Source organism: Burkholderia anthina (genome assembly GCF_902498995.1).
Lineage (GTDB): Bacteria > Pseudomonadota > Gammaproteobacteria > Burkholderiales > Burkholderiaceae > Burkholderia > Burkholderia anthina.
The window spans coordinates 163,981-190,387 of sequence record NZ_CABVLY010000015.1 but is presented as its reverse complement, the minus strand read 5'-3'; the positions used below and the strand labels follow the sequence as shown (position 1 = coordinate 190,387).

Genomic DNA, 26,407 nt, shown 5'->3' with positions numbered 1-26,407 from the left:
GTCTCCGTCTTGCTTTGCGGGAAATTGTGGCGGAGCGCCTATCGAAATCGTCCGCCAATACATCGAACAGCAAAAAAACCGCATTAGCAGCCGCAAAGGACGCCTACGGCGTCCGCGCTATCCTTCCTCGTCCTGAAGAACGAGGTTTGACGCGCCTTCAGATCAACGGCAAACGGGAAGGCAGCATCGGCATCACCTTTCGGAAGGAGCAATCATCAGGTGCGGCGACGCACTGACAGGTTTAATGCGCCAGATAATACCCGACGAATTCGAAAACGAATTGCCCCATTATTTACATCACGAGATGATTTAACCAATTCGTCAAAAATCAATTATTCACCAAAAACCGACCGATTCGAATTTCGATTTACCGGCACCATCGCCGCAAACCCCCGCCAGTCTTGACGAACGCCCCACCGCACCACCCATCGCCGAATTTCAATGACATCCATCAACATTTGGCGAATTAAATCTCGGCGTTTTCCATTACACGATCCGATTAACGAGATAACATGGCGTCGCTTAATAAAACGACGATCCATTCCGGAATCGTCGCTCGGCGCCGGGCCGCGCCACCTCAACCGCATCACGTCTTTTCCAGGAGCCTCGCATGTCCGATGCCAGCTCGTCCTCCTCCCGTTCCACCGCCGCGCCGGCCGCGGCTTCCGCGCCGAAAATCGGCGTCATTCCCGCCACGCTGATGGTCGCGGGCAACATGATGGGCTCCGGCGTCTTCATGCTGCCCGCGAACCTCGCCGCCACCGGCGGCATCGCGATCTTCGGCTGGCTGATCACCGTGGTCGGCGCCGTGTCGCTCGCGCTGGTGTTCGCGAAGCTTGCGGCGATCGACCCGGCCGCCGGCGGCCCGTATGCGTATGCACGCAAGTCGTTCGGCCCGTACATCGGCTACCAGACCAACCTGATCTACTGGCTCGCGAACGTGCTCGGCAACGTCGGCCTCGCGGTCGCCGGCCTCGGCTACCTGACGCACTTCTTCCCGGTCCTGCACGACCCGCTCGTGTTCGCGCTCGCGCAGATCTTCGTGATCTGGCTGTTCACCTACGCGAACATCCTCGGGCCGAACGTGGTCGGCCGCGTGCAGTCGGTCACGACGATCTTCGCGCTCGTGCCGATCCTCGGAATGGCCGTGTTCGGCTGGTTCTGGTTCAGCAAGGACGTGTACTTCGCCGGCTGGAACGTGTCGGGCGCGAGCAGCTTCAGCGCGATCGGCGCGACGCTGAACTTCACGCTGTGGGCGTTCATCGGTGTCGAAAGCGCATCGGTGTCGGCCGGCGTCGTCGAGAACCCGTCGCGCAACGTGCCGATCGCGACCGTCGGCGGCGTCGTGCTCGCGGCCGTCTGCTACGTGCTCAGCTCGACCGTGATCATGGGGATGATCCCGAACAAGGCGCTGCTCGCGTCGAGCGCGCCGTTCGCGGATGCCGCACGCCTCGCGCTCGGCAACACCGCCGCCAACGCGGTGGCCATCTGCGCGGCGCTCGGCTGCCTCGGCTCGCTCGCGGGCTGGACGCTGCTGGTCGGCCAGACCGCGAAGGCCGCGGCCGACGACGGCCTGTTCGCCGGCGTGTTCGCGCGCGTCAACTCGAAGAACGTGCCGTCGGCCGGCCTCGCGATCGTCGCGGTGATCATGTCGGTGCAGGTGCTCGCGACGATGTCGCCGAGCGCGAGCGAGCAGTTCGGCAAGATCGCGTCGATCGCCGTGATCATGACGCTGCTGCCGTACATCTATTCGTGCATCGCGATCAAGGTGCTCGGCTACGGCAAGATGCCGTCGCACCAGTTCACCTTCTACACGATCGTCGGCCTGATCGGCGCCGTCTATTCGCTGTGGGCGATGGTCGGCTCCGACGGCCAGCAGACGCGCTGGTCGCTGATCTTCGTGATCGCGACGATCGTGTTCTACGAGCTGTCGATCAACCGTCAGCGCGAAATCGAGGAAACCCACGTCCATCCGGGCGGCCGCTCGCCGCGCTGGGTGCGCTACCTCGCGCTCGGCGTGACCATCGTCGCGCTCGTCGCGACCTTCTGGATCTCCGTGGGCCAGCACAAGGCCGACTTCCTTCACGCACGCTCGCCGGCCGCGGGCGCCGCAAGCATCCCGGCCACTCAACCAACGGGGGAATAACAGATGACCGCTTCCTTGACCCAACCGGCGTTCCGCCGCCTCGGCATGAAGGCGCTGCTCGTGCAGCACGACATCGACGAGCGCACCGCCACCGGTCGCGCCGCCACCGCGCTCGCCGAGGAATTGCGCACGCGGCTCGTCGACGTCGTGATCGCGACGTCCGCCGACGACGCATGCGCCGTCGTCAATGCCGATCCCGCGATCCAGTGCCTGCTGCTGAACTGGGAGCTCGGCAACGATCCCGCGCATGCGCCCGCGCAGGCCGTGCTCGACGCGATGCGCGCGCGCAATGCGACAGTGCCGGTGTTCCTGCTCGCGAGCCGCGCGAGCGCGGCCGCGATTCCGGTCGATGCGATGCGCAAGGCCGACGACTTCATCTGGATGCTGGAAGACACCACCGCGTTCATCGGCGGGCGGATCGTCGCCGCGATCGAACGCTACCGCGAAACCGTGCTGCCGCCGATGTTCCGCGCGCTCGCGCAGTTCTCGCGCGTGTACGAATACTCGTGGCACACGCCGGGCCACACGGGCGGCACCGCGTTCCTGAAATCGCCGGTCGGCCGCGCGTATTTCGAATTCTTCGGCGAAGCGCTGTTCCGCTCGGACCTGTCGATCTCGGTCGGCGAACTCGGCTCGCTGCTCGATCACTCGGGCCCGATCGGCGAAAGCGAACGCTACGCGGCGCGCGTGTTCGGCGCGCACCGCACGTATCACGTGACGAACGGCTCGTCGATGTCGAACCGCGTGATCCTGATGGCGAGCGTCACGCGCAACCAGGTCGCGCTGTGCGACCGCAACTGCCACAAATCGGCCGAGCACGCGATGACGATGTCCGGCGCGATTCCGACCTACCTGATCCCGTCGCGCAACCATTACGGGATCATCGGGCCGATCATGCCGGAACGGCTCACGGCCGCCGCCGTGCGCCTCGCGATCGACGCGAACCCGCTGGTGCGCGGCCGCGACGGCATCGATCCGACGCCGGTACACGCGCTGATCACGAACTCGACTTACGACGGCCTCTGCTACAACGTCGCGCGCGTCGAGGAACTGCTCGGCCAGAGCGTCGACCGGCTGCATTTCGACGAAGCCTGGTACGGCTATGCGCGCTTCAACCCGATCTACCGCGACCGTCACGCGATGCACGGCGATCCGTCGCAGCACGACGCGAGCAAGCCGACCGTGTTCGCGACGCAGTCGACGCACAAGCTGCTCGCCGCGCTGTCGCAGGCGTCGTTCATCCATATCCGCGACGGCCGCAATCCGATCGAGCATGCGCGCTTCAACGAGGCGTACATGATGCATGCGTCGACATCGCCGAACTACGCGATCATCGCGTCCAACGACGTGAGCGCCGCGATGATGGACGGCCCCGGCGGCGAGGCGCTGACGACCGACGCGATCCGCGAAGCCGTGTCGTTCCGCCGGATGCTCGCGCGGCTGCATGCGGAATGCGAGGAGAACGACGACTGGTTCTTCAACGGCTGGCAGCCGGACATCGTCGCCGATCGCAAGACAGGTCGGCGCGTGCGCTTCCATGAAGCGGACGAAACGCTGCTCGCCACCGATCCGTCATGCTGGGTGCTGCATCCGGGCGATACGTGGCACGGCTTCGGCAACATCGAGGACGACTACTGCATGCTCGATCCGATCAAGGTGTCGATCGTCACGCCGGGCGTCGCGCCGAACGGCGGGCTGATGCCGATCGGCATTCCGGCGTCGGTCGTCACCGCGTATCTGGACCGGCACGGCATCGTCGTCGAGAAGACGACCGACTTCACGATCCTGTTCCTGTTCTCGCTCGGCGTGACGAAGGGCAAGTGGGGCACGCTCGTCAACACGCTGCTCGACTTCAAGCGCGACTACGACACGAACGCGCCGCTCGAACAGGCGCTGCCGGAACTCGTCGCGCGCTATCCGGAGCGCTACGGCAAGCTCGGGCTGCGCGAGCTGTGCGACCTGATGTTCAGCGCGATGAGCGACCTGAAGACGACCGAGATGATGTCGCTCGGCTTCTCGACGCTGCCGCAGCCGGACTTCAGCCCCGCCGAAGCGTTCGAGCATCTGGTGCACAACGACATCGAGATGCTGGAGCTGTCGGAAATGGCCGGCCGCACCGTCGCGACGGGCGTCGTGCCCTACCCGCCGGGCATTCCGCTGCTGATGCCGGGCGAGAACGCGGGGCCGGCCGACGGCCCGCTGCTCGGCTACCTGAAAGCGCTCGAACAGTACGACCTGCGCTTCCCGGGCTTCACGCACGATACGCACGGCGTCGAAGTCGAGGACGGCGTGTACCGGATCGCGTGCATCCGGCAGGCCGACCACGACACCGCCACGCGGTGAGCGAATGCGTTGCGACGCCGCGCCGGCTTGACGCGGCCGGCGTCGCAACGCGCGACAGCCCGCCGCTCAGGCGGGCAACCGACCGACCCACGCGGCAAGCTGCGCTTCGCCTTCCTCGTCGAGCTTGCCCTTCAGTTCTCCGTACCACGGCGCGATCGCGTCGGCCGGCTGCGTGACCTTCAGGATCTCGAAACTGTTCTCGAGGAATGACGAAAAGAACGGGATGCCACGCATGTACAGGAAGGTCGAGTCGGTAATGCGCACGTGGCCATACACGTCGCGCACCCATGCAAGATGCGGCAGCGCTTCGCGCATGTGGCCGCTTTGCATCAGCGCCGAAATGAAGTTCACGCGCGCGGCGACGTCCGACTGCTCGTGCGTGTCGTGATTGACCTCGGCCGCCTTCTCCATCCACGCTTCGCCGCGCGCCACTTCGTCGCACATCACGGACGTCGTCGCGAGCTGCACCGCGTTGTGCGCGCTCGGCTCATGCTGGAACAGCGCGAGCCAGCAAGGAAACGCTTCCGGGTAACGCTTCATCGCCGAGTAAGACAGCGCGCACAGGCGCGCCGCATCGGCCAGCCGTTCCACGTGCGGGGCGGCGGCCGCGATCGCGGCCTCGTGCCGGCCGGCCTGGAATGCCGTCAGCGCGGGTGCGAGTTCCGGCGCGATGTCGGGCGCGCTCGGCTCGTTCGCGTTGCCTGCTTCGCCTGCTTCGTTCGCGTCGTGGTGTGGCGTGGGCGTTGCCGCTTCATCACGCGGCTTCTTTCCGAACAGCTTTCCCAGCAGGCCCATGGTGATTTTCCTTGTCGTTGTGATGAATGAACGGCGCATGCTGCCGTCCGGCCGCGACCGCCGATGCCGGCGATCTTGCGCCTGCGTGAAGTCGCGCGCGAGAAACATCGTCGCCACGCGCAGCGTGGCCGTCGTGGCAATACACGTGCGCGTCATCGCGCATGAAGCCGAATCCGGAGTTCTCTCCGGGCGTCACGTGGGTTCCGCTTTCGTCCGGAATACCCCGGTCAGGCGGTGCGCCGCCGCGTACGAAAGCCATCTCCGCGCGACAACGCGGCGCTCAAGCGTCCTGCGATCTTACGCCACGATCCATCCCGCGCCGATACGCGGCGGGGCTCGTCGCCGCGACGCGCCGGAAATGCCGGCGCAGCGACTCCTCGGAGCCGAAGCCCGCGCGCTCGGCGACCTGCGCGAGCGACAGCGCGGGATGCGTTTCGAGCATGTCCTTCGCGACGTTCACGCGCTCCCGGATCAGCCACGTGAGCGGCGACATCCCCGTCGCATCGGCGAACTGGCGCTGCAGCGTGCGCGTGCTCATCACGGCCTGCGCGGCCAGCGACGCGAGCGTGTGCGGCTCGGCCGCATGCGCGCGCATCCAGTCGATCAGCTTCGCGATCCGGTCGCTGCCGCCGGGGGCGACCGGGCGCGGCACGAACTGCGCCTGCCCGCCGTCGCGATGCGGCGGCAGCACGAGGCGCTGCGCGACGCGATTCGCGATCGCGCCGCCGTGATCGCGACGCACGAGATGCAGCAGCATGTCGAGCCCCGCCGCCGAGCCGGCCGACGTGATCACCTGCCCTTCGTCGACGTACAGCGCGTCGGGGTTCACGCGCAGCGCCGGATAGCGCGCCTGCAGGCGCTCCGCATAGCGCCAGTGCGTCGTGACGGTCAGCCCGTCGAGCACGCCGGCCGCCGCGAGCACGAACACGCCCGAGCAGATCGAACCAAGCCGCGCGCCGCGACGATGCGCGGCCCGCAGCTTCCTGAGCAACGGCTCCGGCGGCAACTCGTCCGGATCGCGCCAGCCGGGAATCACGATGGTATCCGCGCGATCGAGCATCGCGAGACGGTACGGCGCGGCGACCGTGATGCCGCCCGCCGCGCGCACCGGCCCCGGCTCGCTCGCGCAGACCGCGAAGCGATACCAGTCGACGCCCAGTTCCGGGCGCTCGAGCGCGAACAGTTCGACCACGCAGCCGAATTCGAACGTGCAGAGGCGATCGTAGGCGAGCGCGACGACGAGATGATTGTGCATGGCGCGATGTTACCGGAACTTGTCGATCGCGCCACTGCCGCGACGGCCGCCGAACCGCGATACTGCCCTGTATTCCGGTGCACTTCGCACCGTCCTTCAGGAGCGTGTTTCATGTCCTACGTCACCGACGTCCCCGCCGCCGACAGCGCCGCCGCCCTCGCCCATTTCGACGCGTCGCTGCGTTTCGAGACCGATTGCTGGGACGTGCACGACGCGCTTGCATCGGGCGCGCCCGACTTCGTGCTGCTCGACGTTCGCGGTCCGGACCTGTTTGCGCGCGGCCACGTGCCCGGCGCCCGCAATCTGCCGCACCGCAAGATCGTCGCCGGCAAGCTCGCCGGCTACCCGGCCGGCACGCTGTTCGTCGTCTATTGCGCGGGCCCGCACTGCAACGGCGCCGCACGCGCGGCGATCCGGCTCGCGCGCCTGGGCCGTCCGGTGAAGCTGATGATCGGCGGCGTCACGGGCTGGCTGGACGAAGGTTTCGCGTTGAGCAACGATGGGCAGCCGGAAGGCGCCGACGCGCGCTGATCGTCACTAAAAACGCAACAATCAATTGTCTGCACGCAAATGGAAAAAGCGCGACAATCGGTCTCATTGCAGTTCGGTTGGAGCAGCAACATGCATGATGCAGTCTTGATTGATATTGCCGGTTCGGTCGCCGCGGTCGCACTCTATTTCTTCCCGGCTATCGTCGCGGACCGGCGCGGCCGGCGCGACAAGCTGATGATCGCGATGTTCAACGCGCTGTTCGCGTGGACGGGCATCGGCTGGCTGATGACGCTGTACTGGGCGTTTCAGCCGAACCCGCAAGCCGATGTCGCGCAAACCATCCTCGCGAAGCGCCACGGCATCAGCATGCGCACCTTCTCGACCGGTCTCGTCGAACGCGTGCAGCGCCGCGTCGCCGCCCAGGAGCAATGGGCGGAGAAGCAAGGCTGCCGCTGAGCCCCGTTTTCCCGCTTACCGGGCCGTGCCGAATTTCGGCATCCTGACGTTGGTCGACGCCCGGTAGTCCCACACCAGCCTGTCGCGCGGCGCCCCGTCGCCCGCACGCAACCACGCGTCGAACGCCCCCGCCGTCACGGCCCGCGCGATCCGCTCGCCCGGGCAGCCGTGCGGCCCCGTGCCAAACCCGAAATTCGGCCCCGGCGCGCGGCCGGGCAGCAGCCGATGCGGGTCGCGATGCACGGCCGGATCGCGATTCGCCGCCGCGAGCACGACGAGAATCGCCGCGCCCGCGTCGATGGTCACGCCTTCGATCGTCGTGCGCGACGCGACGAAGCGGCGCGTGTTCTGCACCGGCGAATCGAATCGTCCGACTTCGGCGACGAATGCATCCAGCACGGCGGCGTCCGGCATCGCGCATCCGCGCGCCGTCCGGTGAGCCGCCGTCGCATCCCACGCCGCCAGTACGTTGCCGAGCCACGCGGCCGTCGCCTCGCACGTTTGCGACAACAATCCGACGAGATTCGCGACCCGTGCGCCGCTCGCCTGCCAGCCCGCGTCGCGCGCCGCCTGCTGAACCGCCGCGACGAGCGAGCCGTCCTGCGCACGCGCGTGCGCGACGCGCTCGGTCATCCGGTCCAGCAATTCCCCCGCGGCCTCGCTCGCGCGGGCCAGCGCCGCGTCGTCCGACAGCGGCGACAACGCGGCGACGAAATCGACGACCCGCGCGGCGATCTCGTCGAGCTGCGTATCGTCGAAACCGAGCAGGTCCGCGACCGCGCAAACGGGCACCGTCAGGCACCACGCGTTCAGCGCGTCGGCATCGTAAGGCGCGCGCAGCCGGCTGCCGGCAAGCCGCGCGGCCCGCTCGCGCAGCGCGTGTGCATCGATCGGCGCGAACGCGGTGCGCAACGCGTGCTTCGGCACGTCGTGCCGCAGCGCACCGTCGTTCATGCGCACCAGTTCGCCGAACAGCGCGCCGGCCGTCGTGCCGCGCAATGCAGGCGGGACGGGCGCGTCGAGCGGCCTGACGCGACACGCGGGATGGCCGAGCACGGCCGTCACGCTCGCCGCGCGGCTCGCGACCCACAGGCCGAGCGTGGCATCGAACGCGAGCGGCGGCCCGTCGACGAGCGTCGCGTAGTACGGATAGGGATCGCGGTGCGTCACCGCGGCAATCGGATCGGTCGGGTTCATACGTGCAGTATCGGCGCACTGCGCGGCCGCACGTTTCGGACTGGCGTGAAATGTCGAAGTGAGGGCAGCGTGGGCTGCGGCAGTGCAGCACGGCCCGGGCGGCAGACGCCACGCGGCGCGGCGCCGTAACGAAACGACCGGCGTCAGGCCGCCGACCGGTAGCGGTGCGCCTGCATGCGCATGCGAACGCGCCCGGCCGAAATCGCGCGCGGCTCGGCCACCACCGCCTCGTGGTGGAACATTTCCTGCCGGAAGTGGCCGCTGTCGTCGAACCACTGGCAGATCAGCCAGTCGGCATCGTCGAACACGACCGGCCCGGCATAGGTGACGGTCATGCGCGGGCCGCCGGCTTTCAGCGTCACGACATCGCCGACGCGAAAGCCACTGCCGGGATTCTCTCGAATCGTCATCGCTTTCTCGACTTTCTATATATTCATTTTCCGGCGGCCTGCCTGCCGGCACATTTGACTGTATCGCAGACTACCCATCCGAAAAATAAACGGCAACTCATAAAACCGAAAGAAACCGGTCGGGAAATCGCAACAATAGGTACGATCAATACACTTGGCGGATCGCCGATCGCCAGAACCGGCGTGGCTTGCGCGCCGGCTCCGGTTAACCGGCTGGAGTGCGGAGAATAAACGAAGTAAATTCCGCCGTCATCGAACTTTAAATCGACGGCGATTTCGCTTGATTACTGTCAATTCCTTTTCAACGTGAAAACGTTCCCGGGTTTTATCGAATGCTCATTGCGCAAACGGAACGCGGGAATTGTCCGGCGCGGCAAACCAGCGATCGAGGTCGCGCCCCGGCACCGCCGCCTGCGCGAACGTGAACGTGCCGTCGCGCGCCATTTCCGTCGCACCGCGCAGGAACGCGCCAAGCGCCGCGCGGGCGAGCGCGCCGCCGACGCTGATGCGCTTCACGCCGAGCGCCGCGAGCGCATCGCGGCTCAGCAACCCGCCTTGCAGCCCCATCACGACGTTGACCGGCGCGCTCACCGCACGCGTGACCGCCGCGATGTCGTCGGGATCGGTCAGGCCCGGCGCGTACAGCACGTCGGCGCCCGCGTCGCGATACGCGACCAGCCGCGCGATCGTATCGGCCAGATCGCGGCGGCCATGCAGGTAGTTTTCGCAACGCGCGGTCAGCGTGAACGGGAACGGCAGCGCGCGCGCCGCCGCAACGGCCGCGGCAATCCGCTCCACCGCCGCGTCGTGCGGATAGATCGGCGCGTCGGCGCGACCGGTCGCGTCCTCGATCGAGCCGCCCACCGCGCCGGCTTGCGCGGCGAGCCGGATCGTGTCGGCCACCGTCTCGGGCGCGTCGCCGAAGCCGTTCTCGAGATCGGCGCTCACCGGCAGGCCGCCCGCCGCCGCGATCTCGGCGATGTGCGCGAGCATCGCGTCACGGCCGATCGCGTTGTCGGGCAGCCCTCTCGAATACGCGAAGCCAGCGCTCGTCGTGGCGAGCGCTTCGAAGCCGGCCATCGCGAGCAGCCGGGCTGTGCCGGCGTCCCACGGGTTCGGGATGATGAATGCGCCGGGGCGGGCGTGCAGCGCGCGGAAGGCTTCGGCGTAGCGGACTTGAAGGTCGGAACGGGTCATCACGGACTCCCGAATGAGGTTGACGAGTCAGCTTACGCGCATCGTGCACGCGACGTTTCAGCATCAGCCGAAATGTCGCCGCGTCGCATGCGATGCGACGCAGGCGCGGCTCGCGGCCGCGTCGGTCACCGCGTATCCGAGCGTCGTCGGTTGCATCGGGAGGATTCGGGAAAACGGGAGATCGAAGCCGCGGGTGCGGTCATACGACGTACGCGCCCTTCGCATGCAGTTCGGCTTCGGTGCGCTCGAGCGCTGCGATCGCGTCGCTGCCTTCGAGCGCCAGCAACTGCGCGACCAGCGCCTCGGCCATCGCGTGCGCGGCGACCAGCGACGGAAAGAACGACGGGCTGTCGTGCGTGAAGATCAGTTGCGCGTCCGCATGCAGCGCGATCGGCGACACCGCGCTGTCGGTGATCGCGACGATCTTGCTGCCCTGCGCCTTCGCGGCCTGCGCGACGCGCGTCGCTTCCGCCGAATACGGCGCGAAGCTGACGACCACGGTCACGCTGTGCTTCGCGATCGTGCGCAGCTCCATCTCGAGCGAGCCGGCAACGCCGTTGAGCAGCGACACGGTCGGCCGGAACAGCCGGTAGCCGTACACGAATCCGAACGCGACCGGATAGCACGACCGGAACCCCGCGACGTGCACGTGCGACGCCTTGCGGATCAGCTTCGCGGCGTCCGCGAGCGCGTGCTCGTTCTGCGCGGCGGTTGCCGCCAGATTGTGCTGCTGCGCAGCGAGCAGGTCGTGCGCGAGCGACGCCTTCGCGTCGGGGCGCACCAGCGAACGCGCGCGCTGCGTGAGCGGCTCCGGACGCGTACGCACGCGCGCGACGCACAGGTCGCGCAGCTCGTTCCAGCCGGGAAAACCGAATTGCTGCGCAAGCCGCACGAGCGACGCAGGCTGTACCTGCGCGCGCTGTGCGACCTTGCGCATCGACGAAGTGGCGACTTCGTCGGGATGATCGAGCAGAAATGCAGCACCCGCCTGGAATTGCGGGCTCAGTTCGGAAAATTGCGCCCGGATCCGGGACGCGAGTTCGTCGAAAGTGGCGGCCATCTTGGTGGGAACGGGAACCGGTCGCTCATGGTATCACCGGCCCCGCGCGCACCGTTCAGCGCAGCACTTCGACGTGGTCGGCGTCGACCTTCACGCGGCCCGACCACTTGCGCTCGAATTCGCCGGTCACCTTCACTTCGCTCTTGTCGCTGACGGGCTGGCCGGCAGCCCACAGCTTGTCGTCGATCTCGACGCGGATCGTGCCGGTCGCATCGGTGAACTCGTAATCCTCGCCGCCGACGTGCTTGACGATGCGCCCCTGCAACTGCACGTGCTGGTCGTCCTTGCCGTTCGCGAGCAGTTCCTTCACGGTGGTGGTGGTCAGCGTGGACGGCCCCGTGTATTGCGCGTAGACGGCGGCGGGCAGCGTGGCGAGCGCGACGGTCAGGATGCGGGCCAGGTGTTTCATGATCGGATTCTCCTTTTTCGGTATGGTGCCGCGCCTCGATGAGCGCGACGGCCTGAGATTACGGACCGTAAGATTAAGCAAACCTGAAGGCGATGCAGAAGCGACACGGTGCCGCATTGGACAAGTACGAAATACCGGCCGGCTGCCGCCTTTAAGCTGGGGCTAAGACACCTGCGCTTATCATGGGAACCCCGGGCGCTCACGCCCACGAAGAGACACGAATCCATGCGCGTACTGCTCGTCGAGGACGATCCGCTGATCGGCAGCGGGCTCGAACAGGGCCTCCGGCAAGAGGGCTTCGCGGTCGACTGGGTGAAGGACGGCGATGCCGCGTCGCTCGCGCTGCGCTCGACCGGCTACGGCCTGCTGCTGCTCGACCTCGGGCTGCCGAACCGCGACGGCCTGTCGGTGCTCGCGTCGCTGCGCCGCCGCGACGAAACGCTGCCCGCCATCATCATCACCGCGCGCGACGGCATCCCGGACCGCATCGCCGGCCTCGACAGCGGCGCCGACGACTATCTCGTCAAGCCGTTCGTGCTCGAGGAACTGCTCGCCCGCATTCGCGCGGTCAACCGCCGCCACGCGGGGCGCGCGCAAACGACGCTCGCGATCGGCCCGCTGCGCCTCGATCCGGTCAAGCACCTGGTATGGCTCAACGACGACGAAGTCACGCTGTCGCCGAAGGAATTCGTTTTGCTGCACGAACTGATGCGCGACCCGGGCGCGGTGATTTCGCGCGAACAGTTCGAGGAACGGCTCTATAGCTGGGGCGAAGAAATCGAGAGCAACGCGGTGCAGGTGCACATCCACAACCTGCGCAAGAAACTCGGCCACGACATGATCCGCACGGTGCGCGGCGTCGGCTACCGGATCGGTGACGGCACATGACGCGGCTGCAGCAGGCGATCGTGCGCTGGCGCAGCGCGTCGCTGCGGCGGCGCCTGCTGATGTGGCTGCTGCCCGCGGCCTGCGTAATCGGGCTGGCCGCGAGCGCGGGCACCTACTGGGGCGCGCTGCGCGAGCTCGACGACCTGCTCGACGACCAGATGCGCAGCATGTCGAAGCAGATCGTCGTCGGCCCGAACGGCGAGCTGTCGTTCCGCAACCAAGGCGACGGCAAGCACGATTTCGAGGCAAACGACCCCGACGCGGTGCTGCTGCAGGTATGGCGCAACGGCACGCTCGTCTATTCGACCGATCGCGACTCGCCACTGCCGCCGCCCGCGCAGACGGGCATCGCGAGCGTCGACGTCGACGGCCAGCCGTGGCGCACCTACGTCACCGAGCGCGGCGGCACGACGATCCGGCTCGCGCAGGCGCGCCACGCACGCTGGGAAGCGATCGCGGGCATCGCCGTGCATCTGCTGTGGCCGGTGTTCTCGATGCTGCCGGTGCTCGCGATCGGGCTGTGGTTCGGCATCGGCGCGGGGCTGCGGCCGCTGCGCACGATCGCGGCCGGGTTGAAGCGCAGGAATGCAAACAATCTCGAACCGGTCGACGTCGCGTCGATGCCGAACGAGGTCCGCCCGCTCGCGGAAGCGATCAACGACCTGCTCGCGCGGCTCGACCGCTCGTTCACGCTGCAGCGGCATTTCATCGCCGATGCCGCGCACGAGCTGCGCACGCCGATCATGGGGCTGTCGATCCAGTCGCAATTGCTGCGGCGCGCGGCGAGCCCCGACGAGCGCGAGCAGATTCTCACGCAGATCCATGCCGGCACGACGCGCCTCGGCCACCTCGCCGAACAGCTGCTGACGCTCGCGCGTCTCGAGCCCGATATGCAGGCCTCCGCGTCCGCGCCCGTCGATCTCGCCACACTGTGCCGGTCGGTGGTCTCCGACCGTGCGCGCGTCGCCGACGCACACCGCATCGATCTCGGCGCGATCGTGTCGTCGCCGGTGATGGCCGCGGGCAATGCGGACACGCTGCGCGTGCTGCTGAACAACCTCGTCGACAACGCGATCCGCTACGCGGGCGACGGTGCGCGGATCGACGTGTCCGCGCGCATCGATGGCGCAACGCCCGTGCTCGAAGTCGCCGACGACGGCCCCGGCATCCCCGAGGCCGAGCGCACCGACGTGTGGGAGCGCTTCTATCGCGGCGAAGGCGCGCAGGCGGTCACGTCGTCGGGCAGCGGACTCGGGCTGTCGATCGTCAAGCGGATCGCCGAACAGCATCGCGCGACGGTCGCGCTCGGCACGACGCAAGGCGGACGCGGCCTGACCGTGACGGTGCGGTTCCCCGTGCCGGCCTGACGCGCATCAACCCGACGCGCGTCGGCGCGCACCAGGCACGCGGCTTGTCCACAGATTGTGTTGGCAAGCTTGTGGACAACCCGCCGCTAACGACGACAAGCCATTGATCGGAAAGGATTTGGCGGCCGTGCGCAGCGAATGCGCCAGCCTGCGTCACACCGCGGCACGCGTCGACGCGACAATCGCCCTTTTCTCCCGTACTCCCGTACTCCCGTCCGCGATCGGCGCCATGCGGCTCAATTCGACAACCAGTTGTCTATTTAGTAAACGGGTTGTCAAATCATCCCGCATATTCAAACAGATCGGCATCGACGCGCAACCCGTCGTGCTCGTCAACGTCTTCACGCTCGAGCCGGCCGACGAAGCGGATTTCCTCGCCGTGTGGAAGGACGACGCCGGGTTCATGAAACGGCAGCCGGGATTCATGTCGACCCAGTTGCATCGCGCGCTCGGCGACAGTCCAACCGACTTCAACTACGCGATCCGGGAATCGACGGACGCGTTTCGGGCCGCGTTCACGCATCCCGAGTTCGTCGCGAAACGCTCGGCCTGTCCGTCGTCGGCCGTCGCGAACCCGCACTTGTTCCGGAAGGTCGCGGTCGCCGGCATCTGTACCGCGTGAGCGCACGCGCGAGCCGGCGCGCACCGCGCGTTGCATCCCGTGTCATGCCGGCCGATCGCACCCCCGGACTTCTCCACAGAAAATGTTGGCAAGCTTGTGGATATCCTGCGCACCGCAGCGCTAAGCCCTTGATCCGATGGACTTTGGCACGGGTGATGCAGACGCGGCGCGGGCCGGGCCGTCATACGCGCCGCTTCGCCGCACTTCGCGTCAGGATGCCACGCCGGCACCGCGGCGACGCACGATTCGACTGCCGCAATACTTACCCACAGATTGTGTTGGCAAGCTTGTGGATATCGTGCGCACGCATGCGCTAACCCGTTGATCGGCCAACGATTCATGCGCCGCGTCACAGTTTCGGCAGGGCGCGGCTGCCGCACGCGCGCAAACGGACGATCCGGCGCGGTAGCGGCGCACCGCTCGCACGCCGCCTTCGCCTTGACGCCTCCGCATCCCGCGCGTCAAGATCACGCGAGCCGCGCACGGCCCTGCGTCACCGGCTTCGCGCGTCTGCACAACGGGCCGGCCGTTCCGCCGGCACCGCACAACGACACATCATTCCGAGGAAGATCATGGAACACTTCACCGCGTGGCAGTTGCTCGTTTCCCTCGTGCTCGTCGCCGTCGTCATCTATCCGTACGTGCGCATCGTTCGGCGTACCGGACATTCGGGCTGGTGGGTCCTGACGATGTTCGTCCCGATCCTGAACTTCATCATGCTGTGGGTGTTCGCGTTCGCGCGCTGGCCCAACGTCGACGATCGGCAGAGCTGAACGTCTTGCGGGCAACAGCGCGGGCTTGTCCACAGATTGTGTTGGCAAGCATGTGGATAGCCTGCGCATACAGCACCCAAGCGCTTGATCCGAAAGACTTTGTCCGCGCTGCTTCGAATACGGCACACGGCGGGCAACGCAGTGCGCGCGCATCGTCATGCGGCATCACGGCCCGCATGCCGTGCGGGCCGCCCAGCTTGTCCACAGATTGTGTTGGCAAGCGTGTGGATAGCCTGCGCATACAGCACCCAAGCGCTTGATCCGAAAGACTTTGTTCGCGCCGCTTCGAACCGGGCACGCAGCTTCGTCCAACGACTGCCGCGCGTGCTCGCGGGCTTGTCCACAATTTTTGTTGGCAAGGATGTGGATATCCTGAGCACGCTTAACCTAAGTCGTTGATCGCACAACGTTTCGATGAGCCGGTCACGATAGCGGCACGGCATGCATCGACCGCTCGATCACGCACGCCGCGCCACGCCGCCCGCTCAGCCGAACGTCGCGACCGCGATGCGCGCGGCCGCGGCGATCACGTCGTCCTTCGCCTTCGCATCGGCACGCGCCTGCGTGTAGTACACCACCAGCACGACCGGCGCACCCGACGGCGGCCACATCACACCCGCGTCGTTGGTCGTCCCGTAGTCGCCCGTGCCGGTCTTGTCGGCCACCTGCCAGCCGGCCGGCACGCCCGCGCGAATCCGCTTGTCGCCGACCTTGTTGCCGCGCAGCCATGCGACGAGTTGCGCGCGCTGCGCGGCAGGCAGCGCGTCGCCGAGCGTGAGCACGCGCAGGCTCGCGGCCATCGCGGCCGGCGTCGTCGTGTCGCGCAGGTCGCCCGGCAACGCGGTATTCAGTTCGGTCTCCCAGCGATCGAGCCGGAACGTATCGTCGCCGATCGAGCGCGCATACGCCGTCACCGCCGACGGTCCGCCGATCATCTTCATCAGCAGGTTCGCGGCCGAGTTGTCGCTGTATTGAATCGCCGCCTCGCACAGCGCCGCGACGGTCATGCCGGTGCCGACGTGCTTGCTCGACACCGGCGAGTAGTTGACGAGATCGCCCTGCCCGATCATCACGCGCTGCTGCAGCAGCCCCTGACGCTCGACGCTTTGCGCGAGCACCGCCGCACTCAGCATCGTCTTGAACGTGCTGCAGAACGGGAAGCGCGCGTCGGCGCGATGCTGCGCGCGCTGGCCGCTCGCGGTATCGATCGCGCACACGCCGAGGCGGCCGCCCGCCGCGCGTTCGAGCGCGGCGAACGTCGTCGCCGACGACACGTCCTGCGCGGCGGCGGGCGGCGGCGACGCGCATGCGGCGACGGTCAGGACGAGCGGCGCCGTCGCCGCGGCCAGCAACAGGGTTCGACGTTGCGATGAGTAGGTCATGTCAGGTCTCTCGTGGTGGAATGGATGCAAAACGGCCGGCCGGCGAGACAGCACTATCGTGACTTTACGGTTGCCTGACAAGCAACGATAATTGAGCGCTGACAAAAGAATTTCTTATGACCAAGCTCCGACCTCATCTTCCGCTGAATGCCTTGCGCGCGTTCGAATCGTCGGCGCGCCACCTGAACTTCACGCGCGCCGGCCTCGAGCTGAGCGTGACCCAGGCCGCGGTCAGCCAGCAGGTGCGCTCGCTCGAGGAGCGGCTGGGCTGCACGCTGTTCACGCGCCTGCCGCGCGGCCTCGGGCTGACCGACGAAGGACGCGCGCTGCTGCCGGTGCTCAGCGACGCGTTCAGCCGGATCGAGACCGTGCTCAAGCAGTTCGAGGGCGGACGCTTCCACGAGGTGCTGACGCTCGGCGCGGTCGGCACCTTTGCCCTAGGCTGGCTAATGCCACGCCTGAAACGGTTCGGCGATACGCACCCGTTCGTCGAGCTGCGGCTGCGGACCAACAACAACGTCGTCGACCTCGCGGCCGAAGGGCTCGATTTCGCGATCCGCTTCGGCGAGGGCAACTGGCCCGCGACGCGCAACGAGCGCCTGCTCGACGCGCCGCTCACCGCGCTGTGCGCGCCCGAAATCGCGCGGCGTCTCGCGCAGCCGGCCGATCTCGCGAACGAAACGCTGCTGCGCTCGTACCGCACCGACGAATGGCTCGGCTGGTTCGACGCCGCGCGGCTCGAACCGTGGCCGGTCAACGGGCCGGTGTTCGATTCGTCGCGGCTGATGGTCGAGGCCGCGATGCAGGGTGCGGGCATCGCGCTCGCGCCGGCCTGCATGTTCGCGCGCGAACTGCAGCTCGGCCTGCTCGCGCGCCCGCTCGACATCGACGTGCGCGCGGGCGGCTACTGGCTCACGTCGTTGAAGTCGAAGCCGCTCTCGCCCGCGATGACGCTGTTTCGCGACTGGATCACGGCGGAAGCGGCCGAAGCCGACGCGACACCGGCCGAATGACCGGCGCCGCTTGTCCACAGAAAATGTTGGCAAGGATGTGGATATCCTGGGTACCCGGGGCCTAACTCGTTGATCGCGCACGAATCAACGTGCCGACGCACGCATCGGGCAGCCCCGCCATGCGGGCGTCCGGGCGGCTTCCCTCGCACGCACGATCATCAACCATCGAGAAGCAATCACGTCAGACTTATCCACAGATTTTGTTGGCAAGCCTGTGGATATTCCACCCGATCAATGCGTAACATCTTGAAACAAAAGGGGATTTGGTAGATCGCGGCCGGCAGGTCAACGATGCGGCACCGATTGACACCCTCACGGCACGCATTGCACGGCCGGTTCGGGCAGGCAGGTTCTCCACAGATTGTGTTGGCAAGCTTGTGGATATCCTGCGCACCACCCGTCTAAGTCATTGAGCGCACGGGGTTTTGTGCGCGGCATGCAGGATCGGGCAGCGCCGGCGCGGGCCATGCGGCCGACGCCGGCGCTGCCGGTTCGTCAGTGCCGGTCGAGCGCGCCGCGCAATTCGCTCGCCTTGTCGCGCAGCGCCTCGTAGCCAGAGCGTGCATGTTCGGGGAGATCGGGATCGCCGATCAGCGCGCCGAGCGTTTCGATCAGGCTGAACAGGATGCCTTTCGCCGCGCCCGCCGCGATGCTCTGCGACTCGATCGACTTGTGCAGGTGGTCGACTGCCGCTTCGAGATTCTCGAGGTTCTGCTCGCGGTCGTCGGGCCGATTGTCGGTCGTCATCGTATGTGCCTCCGCCATCGTTCAAGGGTCATGTCACGATTCTATGCCGCCGCGCACGGGCGTGGCGCGACATTGCGCAACGTCCGCGCGAGCGCCCGCGCTACAGCACCGCGACCACCTTCACGCGCCCCGGCTGCTCGGCCGCCGCAACCACCTGGCCGTCGACACGGCGGAACGTCAGCGACACGGTTTCGTCGCCCACGCGCAGCGCGTCGATCCGCAGCCAGTCGACGCCTTCCGGCAGCGCCGGACGCTCGACGCGCACCTCGTGACGCGCCGCATCGACGCTCACGCCGAGACACGCCTGCAACATCATGAACGGCGCACCGGCCGCCCACGCCTGCGGCAGGCAAGCCACCGGATAGGCGGTCGGCGGTTCGCCGCGCCGGCGCGGGAACCCGCAGAACAGCTCCGGCAGCCGCATCTCGAAGCTCACCGCGGCTTCGAACAGCGCGCGCAGCAGGTTCACCGCGGCCGTCTTGTCGCCGTAGCGCGCGAGACCGCGCGCGATCAGCGCATTGTCGTGCGGCCACACCGAACCGTTGTGATACGCCATCGGGTTGAAGCGCGGCTGGCCGGCCGCGAGCGTGCGGATGCCCCAGCCCGTCTGGAACAGCGTCGAGCCGAGCACGCCGGCGACTTCCGCGCCGCGCTCGGCATCGGGCAACCCGAACGCGAGCAGATGGCCCGCGTTCGACGCGAACACGCGGCACAGGTCGCCGTGACCGTCGAGCGCGATCCCGTAGAACTTGCCTTCCGGCATCCAGAACAGCGCGTCGACCTGGTCGCGCAGCGTCTTCGCGCGCAGCGCATAACGCGTCGCATCGGCCGCGTGGCCGCGCCGGTGCGAGCACGTCGCCATCGCGTCGAGCGCCGCGCACGCATACGCCTGCACTTCGACGAGCGCGATCGGCCCGTCGGGGAAGCGGCCGTCCGCGTGAAACACCGAATCGTGACTGTCCTTCCAGCCCTGGTTCGCGAGCCCGCGCTCCGACGTGCGCTGGTAATCGAGCAGCCCGTACGGGTTGCGATCGCACTTGTCGGTCACCCACTGCGCGGCGCGCTCGAGCGCGGGCCACAGCTCGTCGATCAGCGCATCGTCGCCGGTGTGTTCGACATAGGCGCCCGCGAGCACGATGAACAACGGGGTCGTGTCGACGCCGCCGTAATACAGCGCGAACGGCACCTCGCCCGTCGCGGCCATCTCGCTGCGGCGGAACTCGTGCATGATCTTGCCGGGCTCCGCATCGCGGAACGCGGACGTCTCGCGCGCCTGGTGCTCCGCGAGAAACCGCAGCACGCCGCGCGCGAGCGACGGCTGCAGCCACAGCATCTGCAGCGACGTGATCACCGCGTCGCGGCCGAACGGCGTCGAGAACCACGGAATGCCCGCATACGGATACGGGCCGGTGTCGAGCTGGGTCGTCAGCAGCCCGAGATCCGCGAGCGAGCGGTCGAGCCACGCGTCGAACAGCGGATTGCCGGTGTTCACGCGCGCCATCGTCTCGCGGCGCGAGCGCATCTCGCGATGCACGCCGACGAGCGCGGTGCGCAGCGCGACGCGGCCGCACCCCGGGCCGGCGCCGTCGTGCGCCGAGCCGAGCGTCGCGTCGACGGTCAGGTAGATCGAGATGCACGCCTGCGCGGCGATCGTCAGCGTGTAGTCGGCGCGGTCGACCGACAGCGCGTCGGGCGCCGGCGAGAAATGCACCGTCACGTTGCGCTCGACGCCGTCGAGGCCGTCGTAGCGCAGCCGCGCCGCGCCTTCGTCGACGCGCGGCGCGGCCACGGTGCCGCGCTTCGGGCGCTGCGTGCCGCGCACTTCGAACATGTCCTTGAAATCCGCCGCGAACGACAGCGACAGCGGCACCTCGGCCTCGCTCGCGCCGTAGTTCGTCAGCGTCAGCGCTTCGTAAAGCACGTCGCCCGCAAGCACGCGCATCCGTTCGATATGGATCACGCCCTCGGGCGTTTCGTGACCGCCGAGCGGCGGCAGCGGACGGTTCGTCAGGTGCGCGGTGAACGACGCGTTGTCGGCGCTCGTCGCGCCCGACAGCAGCGACGGCGCGCGGCCGCCGAAGGTCAGGCGCCATTTCGACAGCACGCGCATGTCGTCGACGAACAGGCCGTCGTCGTGACCGCCGATGTCGCCGAGCGCATCGCTGACCACGAATGCGTCGCCGGATTTCAATACGTACTGGTTGTTGCGCGCGAGCGCCTGCGGGTCGGCTTCGGGCGCGATGAAGGCGGGACCCGACGCCTGGGTCGGGGGGACCGGCGCGCCTTGCGGCGCCTGCGTCGTGGTGGCTTCGGCGTGATTCGGCATCGATGCTCCTGTGTCGAGGCGCAACGCGCGTCGCGCGTCGCGTGTTTCGCACAGGATAGGCCAGAACGGGGGGCGCGCGCAGCGACGCACCGCGCGTCGCGGGGCGCCGCATGCGCGCGCGGGTTACGCGCCGGTCAGAACTTCCGCAGAATGAAAAGTCACGGCGGAATCGACGCAGAAAAGGCGAAAAGACGCGAAACGGAAGCGCAATAGTCGACGCAACCCGAATCCCGGCAGGCACCGCCTCATGAAAACAGGCGCATCAGGTAAAGATCGGCCGGAACGATATCGGCCGCGCGTCGGGGTTCAGCCACAGGCGCAGCGCATAGATCGCATACGCCGGCACTTCCCGCCAGCTCGAATAGACATCGCGCAACTGGAAGCGGCGCGGATACGCGGCCGAGATGTCCGCGCGCGCGATGCCGACCCGCTCGAACGCGAGGCGCGCCCGTGCGAGGTGGTAATACTGGCTGACGATCAGCACGCGCGACAGGCCATGCGCTTGCAGATAGGCGCGCGTGTGCTGCGCGGTCGCGAGCGTGTTGTCGCCCTGGTCGTCGACGGCGATCCGCCCGGCCGGCACGCCGCGCGCGACCAGGTAGTCGCGCATCGCGGTCGCCTCGTTCAGCCCGGGGCCGTCGATCGCGCCGCTGACGAGAAACGCCGGACACTGCCCGGTGCGATAGCACTGCACGCCGACGTCGAGCCGTGCCGCGAGCACGGGTTTCGGCGCGCCGCTGTCGTCGAGCGCGTTGCCGAAGATCACGGCGACATCGCACGGCGCGCTCGGCATCCGCATCCCGTATCCGACGAGCGCGACGGCCGCGACCACCCACAGGCACGCGCAAACGGCCAGCGCACGGCCGATGCGGGCTATGCGGCCCCGCCCGCGACGCTCGTTCAACATGGCCAGACTCCTGGAAAAGTGCGCGTCCGGCGCGCGGCCCGGCATGCTGCCACGGCGCGCTCGCGCGTGTCCAGGTATCGATGTCAGCGGGAAGCCGCGATGCCGGACGAAGCCCGTGCCGTTCGGGCGCCCGGATGTGCGGTGTTCGAAAGACTTTGAACGAATGTTGCCGGGCGTGCGGAGTGTGCGATGGGCGGCGCCCGCCTCAATCCACCGGGCATATCGCGAGCCGCCCCATCGCCTCGCCGGCGCCGCGCACCGCGCAAGTGGCCGGCTCGTCCGCGATCCGCGCGGTCAGGCCGGTCTCGTCGTACAGCAGGCGTTCGAGATCCGCGAGCAGCGCGCCGCCGCCCGTCAGCACCACGCCGCGATGCGCGATGTCGGTCACGAGTTCGGCCGGCGCGTTTTCCAGCACCGATTTCACCGCGCGGATCACCTGCTTGAGCGGCGCGGCGAGCGCCTCCGCCACATCGTGATTGGACAGCTCGACGGAGCGCGGCAAGCCGTCCTCGACGCCGCGTCCGACCGCGCGCGTCGACGTGCGCGGCACCGTGCGGGTGGCCGAGCCGATCGTCTTCTTCACGTGCTCGGCGGTTTGTTCGCCGAGCAGCACGCCGTACAGGTTGCGCACATGGTTGACGATCGCCGCATCGAACTGGTTGCCGCCGACGCGAATCGCCTCGCGGTATACGATGCCGCCGAGCGCGATCACCGCGACTTCGGTCGTCCCGCCGCCGATGTCGACGACCATCGAGCCGACCGGCTCGGTCACCGGCAGGCCCGCGCCGAGCCCCGCGGCCAGCGATTCCTCGATCAGTTCGACATCCGATACACCGGCCGCGAACGCGGCTTCGCGGATCGCGCGGCGCTCGACGGCCGTCGCGTCCGACGGCACGCACAACGTGACCTCGACGCGGCGGCCGAAGCGCGAGCGCGTGCGCGACATGTCGATGAAGCGGCGGATCATCTGCTCGGCGGCGTGCGCGTCGGCGATCACGCCGTGCTGCATGGGCCGCACGGCCTCCAGATGACCCGGCTCGCGGCCGAGCAGCGCCTTCGCGAGTTCGCCGACCGCTTCGAGCGTCGGCCGCGCGTCGGACGCGCCGGCCTTGCGAAAGCACACGACCGACGGCTGGTTCAGCACCACGCCGCGCTCGTGCGTATAGATCCGCGTACTTGCCGTTCCAGGGTCGATCGCAACGGGTTGCGCAAACAACTTTCCGAACAGCGGTGTCGACATATCAAGCCTTTTTTTGGACAAACGGGCCGCAACGGCCAGGCCGCATCCCCGCGGCGCGCCTTTGCCGCCCATCCCGCTTAGCGGCAAATCGTTCCGATACTTTAGGCAATTCCGATGATTTTTTCGCGACGAAATTGCCGAAATCGCGTTTTACGGCATGCCCGACTACGCATCGCGCCCCTCGCGTTGCGTCCGTAAAACACGGTAATCTCTCGGTCTTGCCTGCTCCCCGGCAGGCGTCCCATGCCGATCACGCCAGATACTCCACCATGACAGCGACCGCTTCTCTCCGCTGGCCGGGGGTGCGCCAGCTCGGCGCGACACTCGTCGCGCTCTGGTGCTGCACCGTCGCCGCGCAGCCCTCGCCGGCCGCCGACACTGCCACCCGCACCGCCACCGCCGCCACCGCCGCCACTGCGCCGGCAACCGCACCCGGCGCCGCCGCGCCCGCGCCGACCTGCACGGCCGACGGCGGCCCGGCCGGACGTCCGTCGATCGGCCTCGTGCTGTCCGGCGGCGGTGCACGCGGCTACGCGCACCTCGGCGTGCTGAAGGTGCTGGAAGAGAACCGCATTCCGATCGACTGCATCGCGGGCACCAGCATGGGCGCCGTGGTCGGCGGGCTGTATGCGAGCGGGATGGCCGCCGACGAAATGCAGAAGCAGCTGTCGGAGGTGAACCTCGCGGATATCGCGTTCGACGTGACCGATCGCGCGGACCTGCCGCAAAGCAGCCGCGAAGACGAGCGCCTTTACATCAACGGGCTCACGCTCGGTTTCGGCAGGAAAGGCGTGAAGGCGCCGGTCGGCCTCGTGCAGGGCAACCGGCTGCAGGCGCTGCTCGCGAACTGGACGGCCGCCGTGCCGACCAACCAGCCGTTCGACCAGCTGCCGATTCCGTATCGCGCGGTCGCGACCGACCTGCAGACCGGCCAGATGGTCGTGCTCGACCACGGCTCGCTGCCGCTCGCGATCCGCGCGAGCATGGCGATGCCCGGCCTGTTCGCGCCGGCCGAGATCAACGGCCGCGCGCTCGTCGACGGCGGCCTCGTCAGCAACCTGCCGGTCGACACCGCACGGCAGATGGGCGCGAAGGTCGTGATCGCCGTCGACATCGGCTCGCAGCTGCGCCCGCTCGACGCGCTCGCGTCGCCGGCCGACGTGATGCAGCAGATGGTCGGCATCCTGATCCGCCAGAACGTGACGTCGCAGCGCAAGCAACTCGACGCGCAGGACATCCTGCTCACGCCCGACCTTGGCTCGCTCGCCTTCACCGACTTCCAGAACGCGCGCCAGGCGATCGCCGCCGGCGCGGCCGCCGCGACCGCGGCGCTGCCGCGGCTCAAGCGCTTCGCGCTCACGCCGGAACAGTACGCGGTGTACCGCTCCGCGCATGCGCAGCCGCTGCCGCCGCCGATCCGCATCACGCGCATCGACATCAAGACGACCGGCGACGTGCCGAAGCGCGTCGTCGCCGACGCGCTGCACGTGAAGCCGGGCGACACCTACGATCCGGCAACCGTCAGCCAGGATCTGCTCGGGCTGACGACCGGCGGCAATTTCGAGAGCGTGACGCAGCAGATCGTGAGCCACGGCGACGACAACGTGCTCGAAATCAACGCGCGCGAGAAATACTGGGGGCCGAATTTCCTGCTGTTCGGCGTCGGGATGTCGAGCAGTTCGACCGACGAAGGCGGCTTCCGCCTGCACGTCGGCTACCGGCGGCCGTGGCTCACCGAATCGGGCCTCGAATTCCGCGCGGATACGACGATCGGCAGCGACCTGCAGTCGGCGCGCGTCGAGTTGCGCCAGCCGTTGTCGTCGACGTACGGCTATTATCTCTCGCCGTACGCCGAATATCAGCGCCGCTACGCGAACCTGTACGACGACAGCGGCGACGTGAAACTGAACCAGTACCTGATGCAGACGGCGCGCGCCGGGATCGACTTCGGCCTGCCGCTCGCCCGTCTCGGCGACTTCCGGATCGGCCTCGGCTACGCGACCGGCCACGGCTCGCCGAACTACAACCTGCCGTTCTCCACCGACGAAGTCAGCGGCGGCCCGACGCTGCTGTGGCCGAGCTTCACGTCGCAGGCGCTGACCGCCCGCGCGCGGCTCGTCATCGACCAGCTCGACGATCCGATGTTCCCGCGCCGCGGGTACTACACGGAGCTCCGCGCCGAGCGCTCGCTGCTGTCGCACAACAGCGAGTCGGCGATGCTGTTCGGCGGCGACAACCGGCCCTACACCGAGCTCTACGGCAAGGCGATGATCGCGCAGAAGTTCGGCCGGCACAGCATCAGCGCGACGATCGAGGGCGGCAAGAGCATCGGCGGCACCAACCTGATCAATGCGTTCAACTTCACGCTCGGCGGTTTCCAGCATCTGGCCGCCTATGCCGCCGACCAGCTGAACGGCAACGCGCTCGCCTACGGCAACGTGACCTACATGAATCAGCTGATGACCTTCAACGCGTCGCCGGTCAAGGCGCTGTCGATCGGCGCCAGCGCGGAAGTCGGCAACGTGTGGTCGAGCGGCGAGCAGATCGGCGGCGGCACGCTCAAGCAGAGCTATACGTTCTTCACGAGCCTGTCGACCGCGTTCGGCCCCGTGTACATGGGCGTCGCGCTCGCACCGGGCGGGCGGCGCAACATCTACCTGCAGCTCGGCCGCACGTATTGAGCGATCGCGGATGCCGCCGCCGCGGCATCCGCGCGTGCGGCGCGCCGGCGCATGCCTCGATCAGAAATCCGCGGCCATCGCCACCGCGCGCGCTTGCGCGCGTTCGATGCTGTCTTGCGCCCGGGCATTCCACGTGTGTTCGACACTCAGGCTGCTGACCTCGCGCACACCGATGAACTTCAGCCAGAATTCGATGTAGTCCGCCTGATGCCGGAATCCGGGATTGCCGGCATCCGCGCCGGTTTCCTGGCTCTGTCCGCGAACATGGATGACCAGCGCGCGCGCAATCTTCAGCAGCGGGCCGTACGCGTTGCCGTCGAACGTGAAGAGCAGGTTCCGCTGACTGACGAGATCGATCAGTTGCTTGAGCTTGTACGGATAGCCGAAATTCCACATCGGCACGCCGACGACGATCCGGTCGGCCGCCTGAAACCGCTTCACGAGCGCCTGGATCCGCTGCCATGTCGCCTGCTCGGTCGCATCCATCGGCGCGTTCGCGACGCCTTTGTACTTGGCGCCGATCGCGTCGCTGCCGAAATCCGGCAAGTCTTCTTCCCACACGTTCAGCGTATCGACGTCGACCGACGCGTGCGTGTTGCGGCACGCGTCGACGAATGCGTTGGCGACCGCGATCGAAGCCGACCTTGCGCCGCGGGGAGAGGAAACGATATTCAGTAGCCGCATGATGCGTGATCCCGACA

Annotated in this window: 23 protein-coding genes and 1 pseudogene; 11 read left to right on the top strand and 13 right to left on the bottom strand. The window is 67.7% G+C overall.

Annotation, left to right across the window (positions count from 1 at the left end):
- From BME24068_RS20190 to BME24068_RS20180, 3 genes are all read left to right on the top strand, one after another.
- The coding region (locus tag BME24068_RS20190) for a hypothetical protein (RefSeq protein ID WP_217462562.1) at window positions 1-236 on the top strand (236 nt) is incomplete at its 5' end.
- Between the two features lie 374 nt (window positions 237-610).
- Window positions 611-2,146, top strand: a complete 1,536-nt coding sequence (gene adiC / locus BME24068_RS20185; RefSeq protein ID WP_096501552.1) for an arginine/agmatine antiporter — start codon at window positions 611-613, stop codon at window positions 2,144-2,146.
- 3 nt (window positions 2,147-2,149) lie between these two features.
- Window positions 2,150-4,489 carry an Orn/Lys/Arg family decarboxylase gene (locus tag BME24068_RS20180; RefSeq protein ID WP_174927147.1) on the top strand — a complete coding sequence of 780 codons (2,340 nt, stop codon included), beginning with the start codon at window positions 2,150-2,152 and terminating at the stop codon, window positions 4,487-4,489.
- 66 nt (window positions 4,490-4,555) lie between these two features.
- Here the strand turns inward: BME24068_RS20180 and BME24068_RS20175 are convergent, their stop codons facing one another.
- A complete protein-coding gene (locus BME24068_RS20175) occupies window positions 4,556-5,284 on the bottom strand; it encodes a hypothetical protein (RefSeq protein WP_174927146.1) in 729 nt (242 codons plus the stop codon).
- A 280-nt stretch (window positions 5,285-5,564) separates the two neighbouring features.
- Window positions 5,565-6,539: a transcriptional regulator FtrA gene (gene ftrA / locus BME24068_RS20170; RefSeq protein WP_174927145.1), complete on the bottom strand. Its 975-nt coding sequence runs from the start codon at window positions 6,537-6,539 to the stop codon at window positions 5,565-5,567.
- 111 nt (window positions 6,540-6,650) lie between these two features.
- Between ftrA and BME24068_RS20165 the strand changes: the two genes are divergently transcribed.
- Together BME24068_RS20165 and BME24068_RS20160 are read left to right on the top strand one after the other, a co-directional pair.
- The gene (locus BME24068_RS20165; protein WP_174927144.1) at window positions 6,651-7,070 is read left to right on the top strand and encodes a rhodanese-like domain-containing protein; all 420 of its coding nucleotides are present in this window, start codon (window positions 6,651-6,653) and stop codon (window positions 7,068-7,070) included.
- A gap of 90 nt (window positions 7,071-7,160) precedes the next feature.
- On the top strand, window positions 7,161-7,487 hold the full coding sequence (locus tag BME24068_RS20160; RefSeq protein WP_096502013.1) for a superinfection immunity protein: 327 nt from the start codon (window positions 7,161-7,163) through the stop codon (window positions 7,485-7,487).
- 15 nt (window positions 7,488-7,502) lie between these two features.
- Here the strand turns inward: BME24068_RS20160 and BME24068_RS20155 are convergent, their stop codons facing one another.
- From BME24068_RS20155 to BME24068_RS20135, 5 genes are all read right to left on the bottom strand, one after another.
- Window positions 7,503-8,684 (bottom strand): cytochrome P450, encoded by a 1,182-nt coding sequence (locus BME24068_RS20155; RefSeq protein ID WP_174927143.1) that lies wholly within the window; start codon window positions 8,682-8,684, stop codon window positions 7,503-7,505.
- Window positions 8,685-8,827: 143 nt separating this feature from the next.
- Window positions 8,828-9,094, bottom strand: coding sequence for a YodC family protein (locus BME24068_RS20150; protein ID WP_174927142.1), 267 nt, complete (start codon window positions 9,092-9,094; stop codon window positions 8,828-8,830).
- A gap of 336 nt (window positions 9,095-9,430) precedes the next feature.
- Complete coding sequence (locus BME24068_RS20145; protein WP_174927141.1) at window positions 9,431-10,291, bottom strand: isocitrate lyase/PEP mutase family protein; 861 nt, start codon at window positions 10,289-10,291, stop codon at window positions 9,431-9,433.
- 199 nt (window positions 10,292-10,490) lie between these two features.
- Complete coding sequence (locus BME24068_RS20140) at window positions 10,491-11,351, bottom strand: MurR/RpiR family transcriptional regulator (RefSeq protein ID WP_096501566.1); 861 nt, start codon at window positions 11,349-11,351, stop codon at window positions 10,491-10,493.
- A 55-nt stretch (window positions 11,352-11,406) separates the two neighbouring features.
- The gene (locus tag BME24068_RS20135) at window positions 11,407-11,760 is read right to left on the bottom strand and encodes a YgiW/YdeI family stress tolerance OB fold protein (RefSeq protein WP_096501568.1); all 354 of its coding nucleotides are present in this window, start codon (window positions 11,758-11,760) and stop codon (window positions 11,407-11,409) included.
- Between the two features lie 225 nt (window positions 11,761-11,985).
- Here BME24068_RS20135 and BME24068_RS20130 point away from each other — a divergent pair, with 225 nt between their 5' ends.
- The 4 genes from BME24068_RS20130 to BME24068_RS20115 all read left to right on the top strand — a co-directional run bounded on the left by BME24068_RS20130 (window position 11,986) and on the right by BME24068_RS20115 (window position 15,410).
- Window positions 11,986-12,648, top strand: a complete 663-nt coding sequence (locus tag BME24068_RS20130; protein ID WP_174927140.1) for a response regulator — start codon at window positions 11,986-11,988, stop codon at window positions 12,646-12,648.
- Window positions 12,645-14,015: an ATP-binding protein gene (locus BME24068_RS20125; protein ID WP_174927139.1), complete on the top strand. Its 1,371-nt coding sequence runs from the start codon at window positions 12,645-12,647 to the stop codon at window positions 14,013-14,015. The genes BME24068_RS20130 and BME24068_RS20125 overlap by 4 nt, the downstream gene beginning before the upstream one ends.
- Before the next feature lie 229 nt (window positions 14,016-14,244).
- Window positions 14,245-14,637: an antibiotic biosynthesis monooxygenase family protein gene (locus BME24068_RS20120; RefSeq protein WP_174927154.1), complete on the top strand. Its 393-nt coding sequence runs from the start codon at window positions 14,245-14,247 to the stop codon at window positions 14,635-14,637.
- Between the two features lie 572 nt (window positions 14,638-15,209).
- On the top strand, window positions 15,210-15,410 hold the full coding sequence (locus tag BME24068_RS20115) for a DUF805 domain-containing protein (protein ID WP_096501576.1): 201 nt from the start codon (window positions 15,210-15,212) through the stop codon (window positions 15,408-15,410).
- 485 nt (window positions 15,411-15,895) lie between these two features.
- On the opposite strand, the gene blaPEN-bcc is transcribed toward BME24068_RS20115, so the two are convergent.
- Window positions 15,896-16,792 carry a PEN family class A beta-lactamase, Bcc-type gene (gene blaPEN-bcc / locus BME24068_RS20110; protein ID WP_174927138.1) on the bottom strand — a complete coding sequence of 299 codons (897 nt, stop codon included), beginning with the start codon at window positions 16,790-16,792 and terminating at the stop codon, window positions 15,896-15,898.
- 116 nt (window positions 16,793-16,908) lie between these two features.
- Between blaPEN-bcc and penR the strand changes: the two genes are divergently transcribed.
- The gene (gene penR / locus BME24068_RS20105; RefSeq protein WP_096501582.1) at window positions 16,909-17,805 is read left to right on the top strand and encodes a beta-lactamase transcriptional regulator PenR; all 897 of its coding nucleotides are present in this window, start codon (window positions 16,909-16,911) and stop codon (window positions 17,803-17,805) included.
- A 495-nt stretch (window positions 17,806-18,300) separates the two neighbouring features.
- Here penR and BME24068_RS20100 read toward each other — a convergent pair whose 3' ends face one another.
- From BME24068_RS20100 to mreB, 4 genes and pseudogenes are all read right to left on the bottom strand, one after another.
- Window positions 18,301-18,552 (bottom strand): hypothetical protein, encoded by a 252-nt coding sequence (locus tag BME24068_RS20100; protein WP_096502015.1) that lies wholly within the window; start codon window positions 18,550-18,552, stop codon window positions 18,301-18,303.
- Between the two features lie 100 nt (window positions 18,553-18,652).
- Window positions 18,653-20,878: an amylo-alpha-1,6-glucosidase gene (locus BME24068_RS20095; RefSeq protein ID WP_174927137.1), complete on the bottom strand. Its 2,226-nt coding sequence runs from the start codon at window positions 20,876-20,878 to the stop codon at window positions 18,653-18,655.
- A gap of 245 nt (window positions 20,879-21,123) precedes the next feature.
- A pseudogene (locus BME24068_RS20090) lies at window positions 21,124-21,785 on the bottom strand (YdcF family protein).
- A 205-nt stretch (window positions 21,786-21,990) separates the two neighbouring features.
- Window positions 21,991-23,025, bottom strand: coding sequence for a rod shape-determining protein (mreB, locus tag BME24068_RS20085; RefSeq protein WP_096501586.1), 1,035 nt, complete (start codon window positions 23,023-23,025; stop codon window positions 21,991-21,993).
- A 269-nt stretch (window positions 23,026-23,294) separates the two neighbouring features.
- On the opposite strand from mreB, the gene BME24068_RS20080 reads away from it, so the two are divergent.
- Window positions 23,295-25,706, top strand: coding sequence for a patatin-like phospholipase family protein (locus BME24068_RS20080; RefSeq protein WP_174927136.1), 2,412 nt, complete (start codon window positions 23,295-23,297; stop codon window positions 25,704-25,706).
- Between the two features lie 60 nt (window positions 25,707-25,766).
- Here the strand turns inward: BME24068_RS20080 and BME24068_RS20075 are convergent, their stop codons facing one another.
- Window positions 25,767-26,390, bottom strand: a complete 624-nt coding sequence (locus BME24068_RS20075) for an FMN-dependent NADH-azoreductase (RefSeq protein WP_096501590.1) — start codon at window positions 26,388-26,390, stop codon at window positions 25,767-25,769.
- Window positions 26,391-26,407 lie beyond the last annotated feature (17 nt).

Bases quoted from the DNA above. Each gene is read 5' to 3' on its own strand.
- BME24068_RS20140 (WP_096501566.1), bottom strand. From the start codon at position 11,351: ATGGCCGCCACTTTCGACGAACTCGCGTCCCGGATCCGGGCGCAATTT.
- BME24068_RS20100 (WP_096502015.1), bottom strand. From the start codon at position 18,552: ATGACGACCGACAATCGGCCCGACGACCGCGAGCAGAACCTCGAGAAT.
- ftrA (WP_174927145.1), bottom strand. From the start codon at position 6,539: ATGCACAATCATCTCGTCGTCGCGCTCGCCTACGATCGCCTCTGCACG.
- BME24068_RS20075 (WP_096501590.1), bottom strand. From the start codon at position 26,390: ATGCGGCTACTGAATATCGTTTCCTCTCCCCGCGGCGCAAGGTCGGCT.
- BME24068_RS20155 (WP_174927143.1), bottom strand. From the start codon at position 8,684: ATGAACCCGACCGATCCGATTGCCGCGGTGACGCACCGCGATCCCTAT.
- BME24068_RS20080 (WP_174927136.1), top strand. From the start codon at position 23,295: ATGACAGCGACCGCTTCTCTCCGCTGGCCGGGGGTGCGCCAGCTCGGC.
- penR (WP_096501582.1), top strand. From the start codon at position 16,909: ATGACCAAGCTCCGACCTCATCTTCCGCTGAATGCCTTGCGCGCGTTC.
- adiC (WP_096501552.1), top strand. From the start codon at position 611: ATGTCCGATGCCAGCTCGTCCTCCTCCCGTTCCACCGCCGCGCCGGCC.
- BME24068_RS20125 (WP_174927139.1), top strand. From the start codon at position 12,645: ATGACGCGGCTGCAGCAGGCGATCGTGCGCTGGCGCAGCGCGTCGCTG.
- BME24068_RS20165 (WP_174927144.1), top strand. From the start codon at position 6,651: ATGTCCTACGTCACCGACGTCCCCGCCGCCGACAGCGCCGCCGCCCTC.
- BME24068_RS20160 (WP_096502013.1), top strand. From the start codon at position 7,161: ATGCATGATGCAGTCTTGATTGATATTGCCGGTTCGGTCGCCGCGGTC.
- BME24068_RS20150 (WP_174927142.1), bottom strand. From the start codon at position 9,094: ATGACGATTCGAGAGAATCCCGGCAGTGGCTTTCGCGTCGGCGATGTC.
- blaPEN-bcc (WP_174927138.1), bottom strand. From the start codon at position 16,792: ATGACCTACTCATCGCAACGTCGAACCCTGTTGCTGGCCGCGGCGACG.
- BME24068_RS20175 (WP_174927146.1), bottom strand. From the start codon at position 5,284: ATGGGCCTGCTGGGAAAGCTGTTCGGAAAGAAGCCGCGTGATGAAGCG.
- BME24068_RS20130 (WP_174927140.1), top strand. From the start codon at position 11,986: ATGCGCGTACTGCTCGTCGAGGACGATCCGCTGATCGGCAGCGGGCTC.
- BME24068_RS20180 (WP_174927147.1), top strand. From the start codon at position 2,150: ATGACCGCTTCCTTGACCCAACCGGCGTTCCGCCGCCTCGGCATGAAG.
- BME24068_RS20095 (WP_174927137.1), bottom strand. From the start codon at position 20,878: ATGCCGAATCACGCCGAAGCCACCACGACGCAGGCGCCGCAAGGCGCG.
- BME24068_RS20145 (WP_174927141.1), bottom strand. From the start codon at position 10,291: ATGACCCGTTCCGACCTTCAAGTCCGCTACGCCGAAGCCTTCCGCGCG.
- BME24068_RS20135 (WP_096501568.1), bottom strand. From the start codon at position 11,760: ATGAAACACCTGGCCCGCATCCTGACCGTCGCGCTCGCCACGCTGCCC.
- BME24068_RS20115 (WP_096501576.1), top strand. From the start codon at position 15,210: ATGGAACACTTCACCGCGTGGCAGTTGCTCGTTTCCCTCGTGCTCGTC.
- BME24068_RS20120 (WP_174927154.1), top strand. From the start codon at position 14,245: ATGCGGCTCAATTCGACAACCAGTTGTCTATTTAGTAAACGGGTTGTC.
- mreB (WP_096501586.1), bottom strand. From the start codon at position 23,025: ATGTCGACACCGCTGTTCGGAAAGTTGTTTGCGCAACCCGTTGCGATC.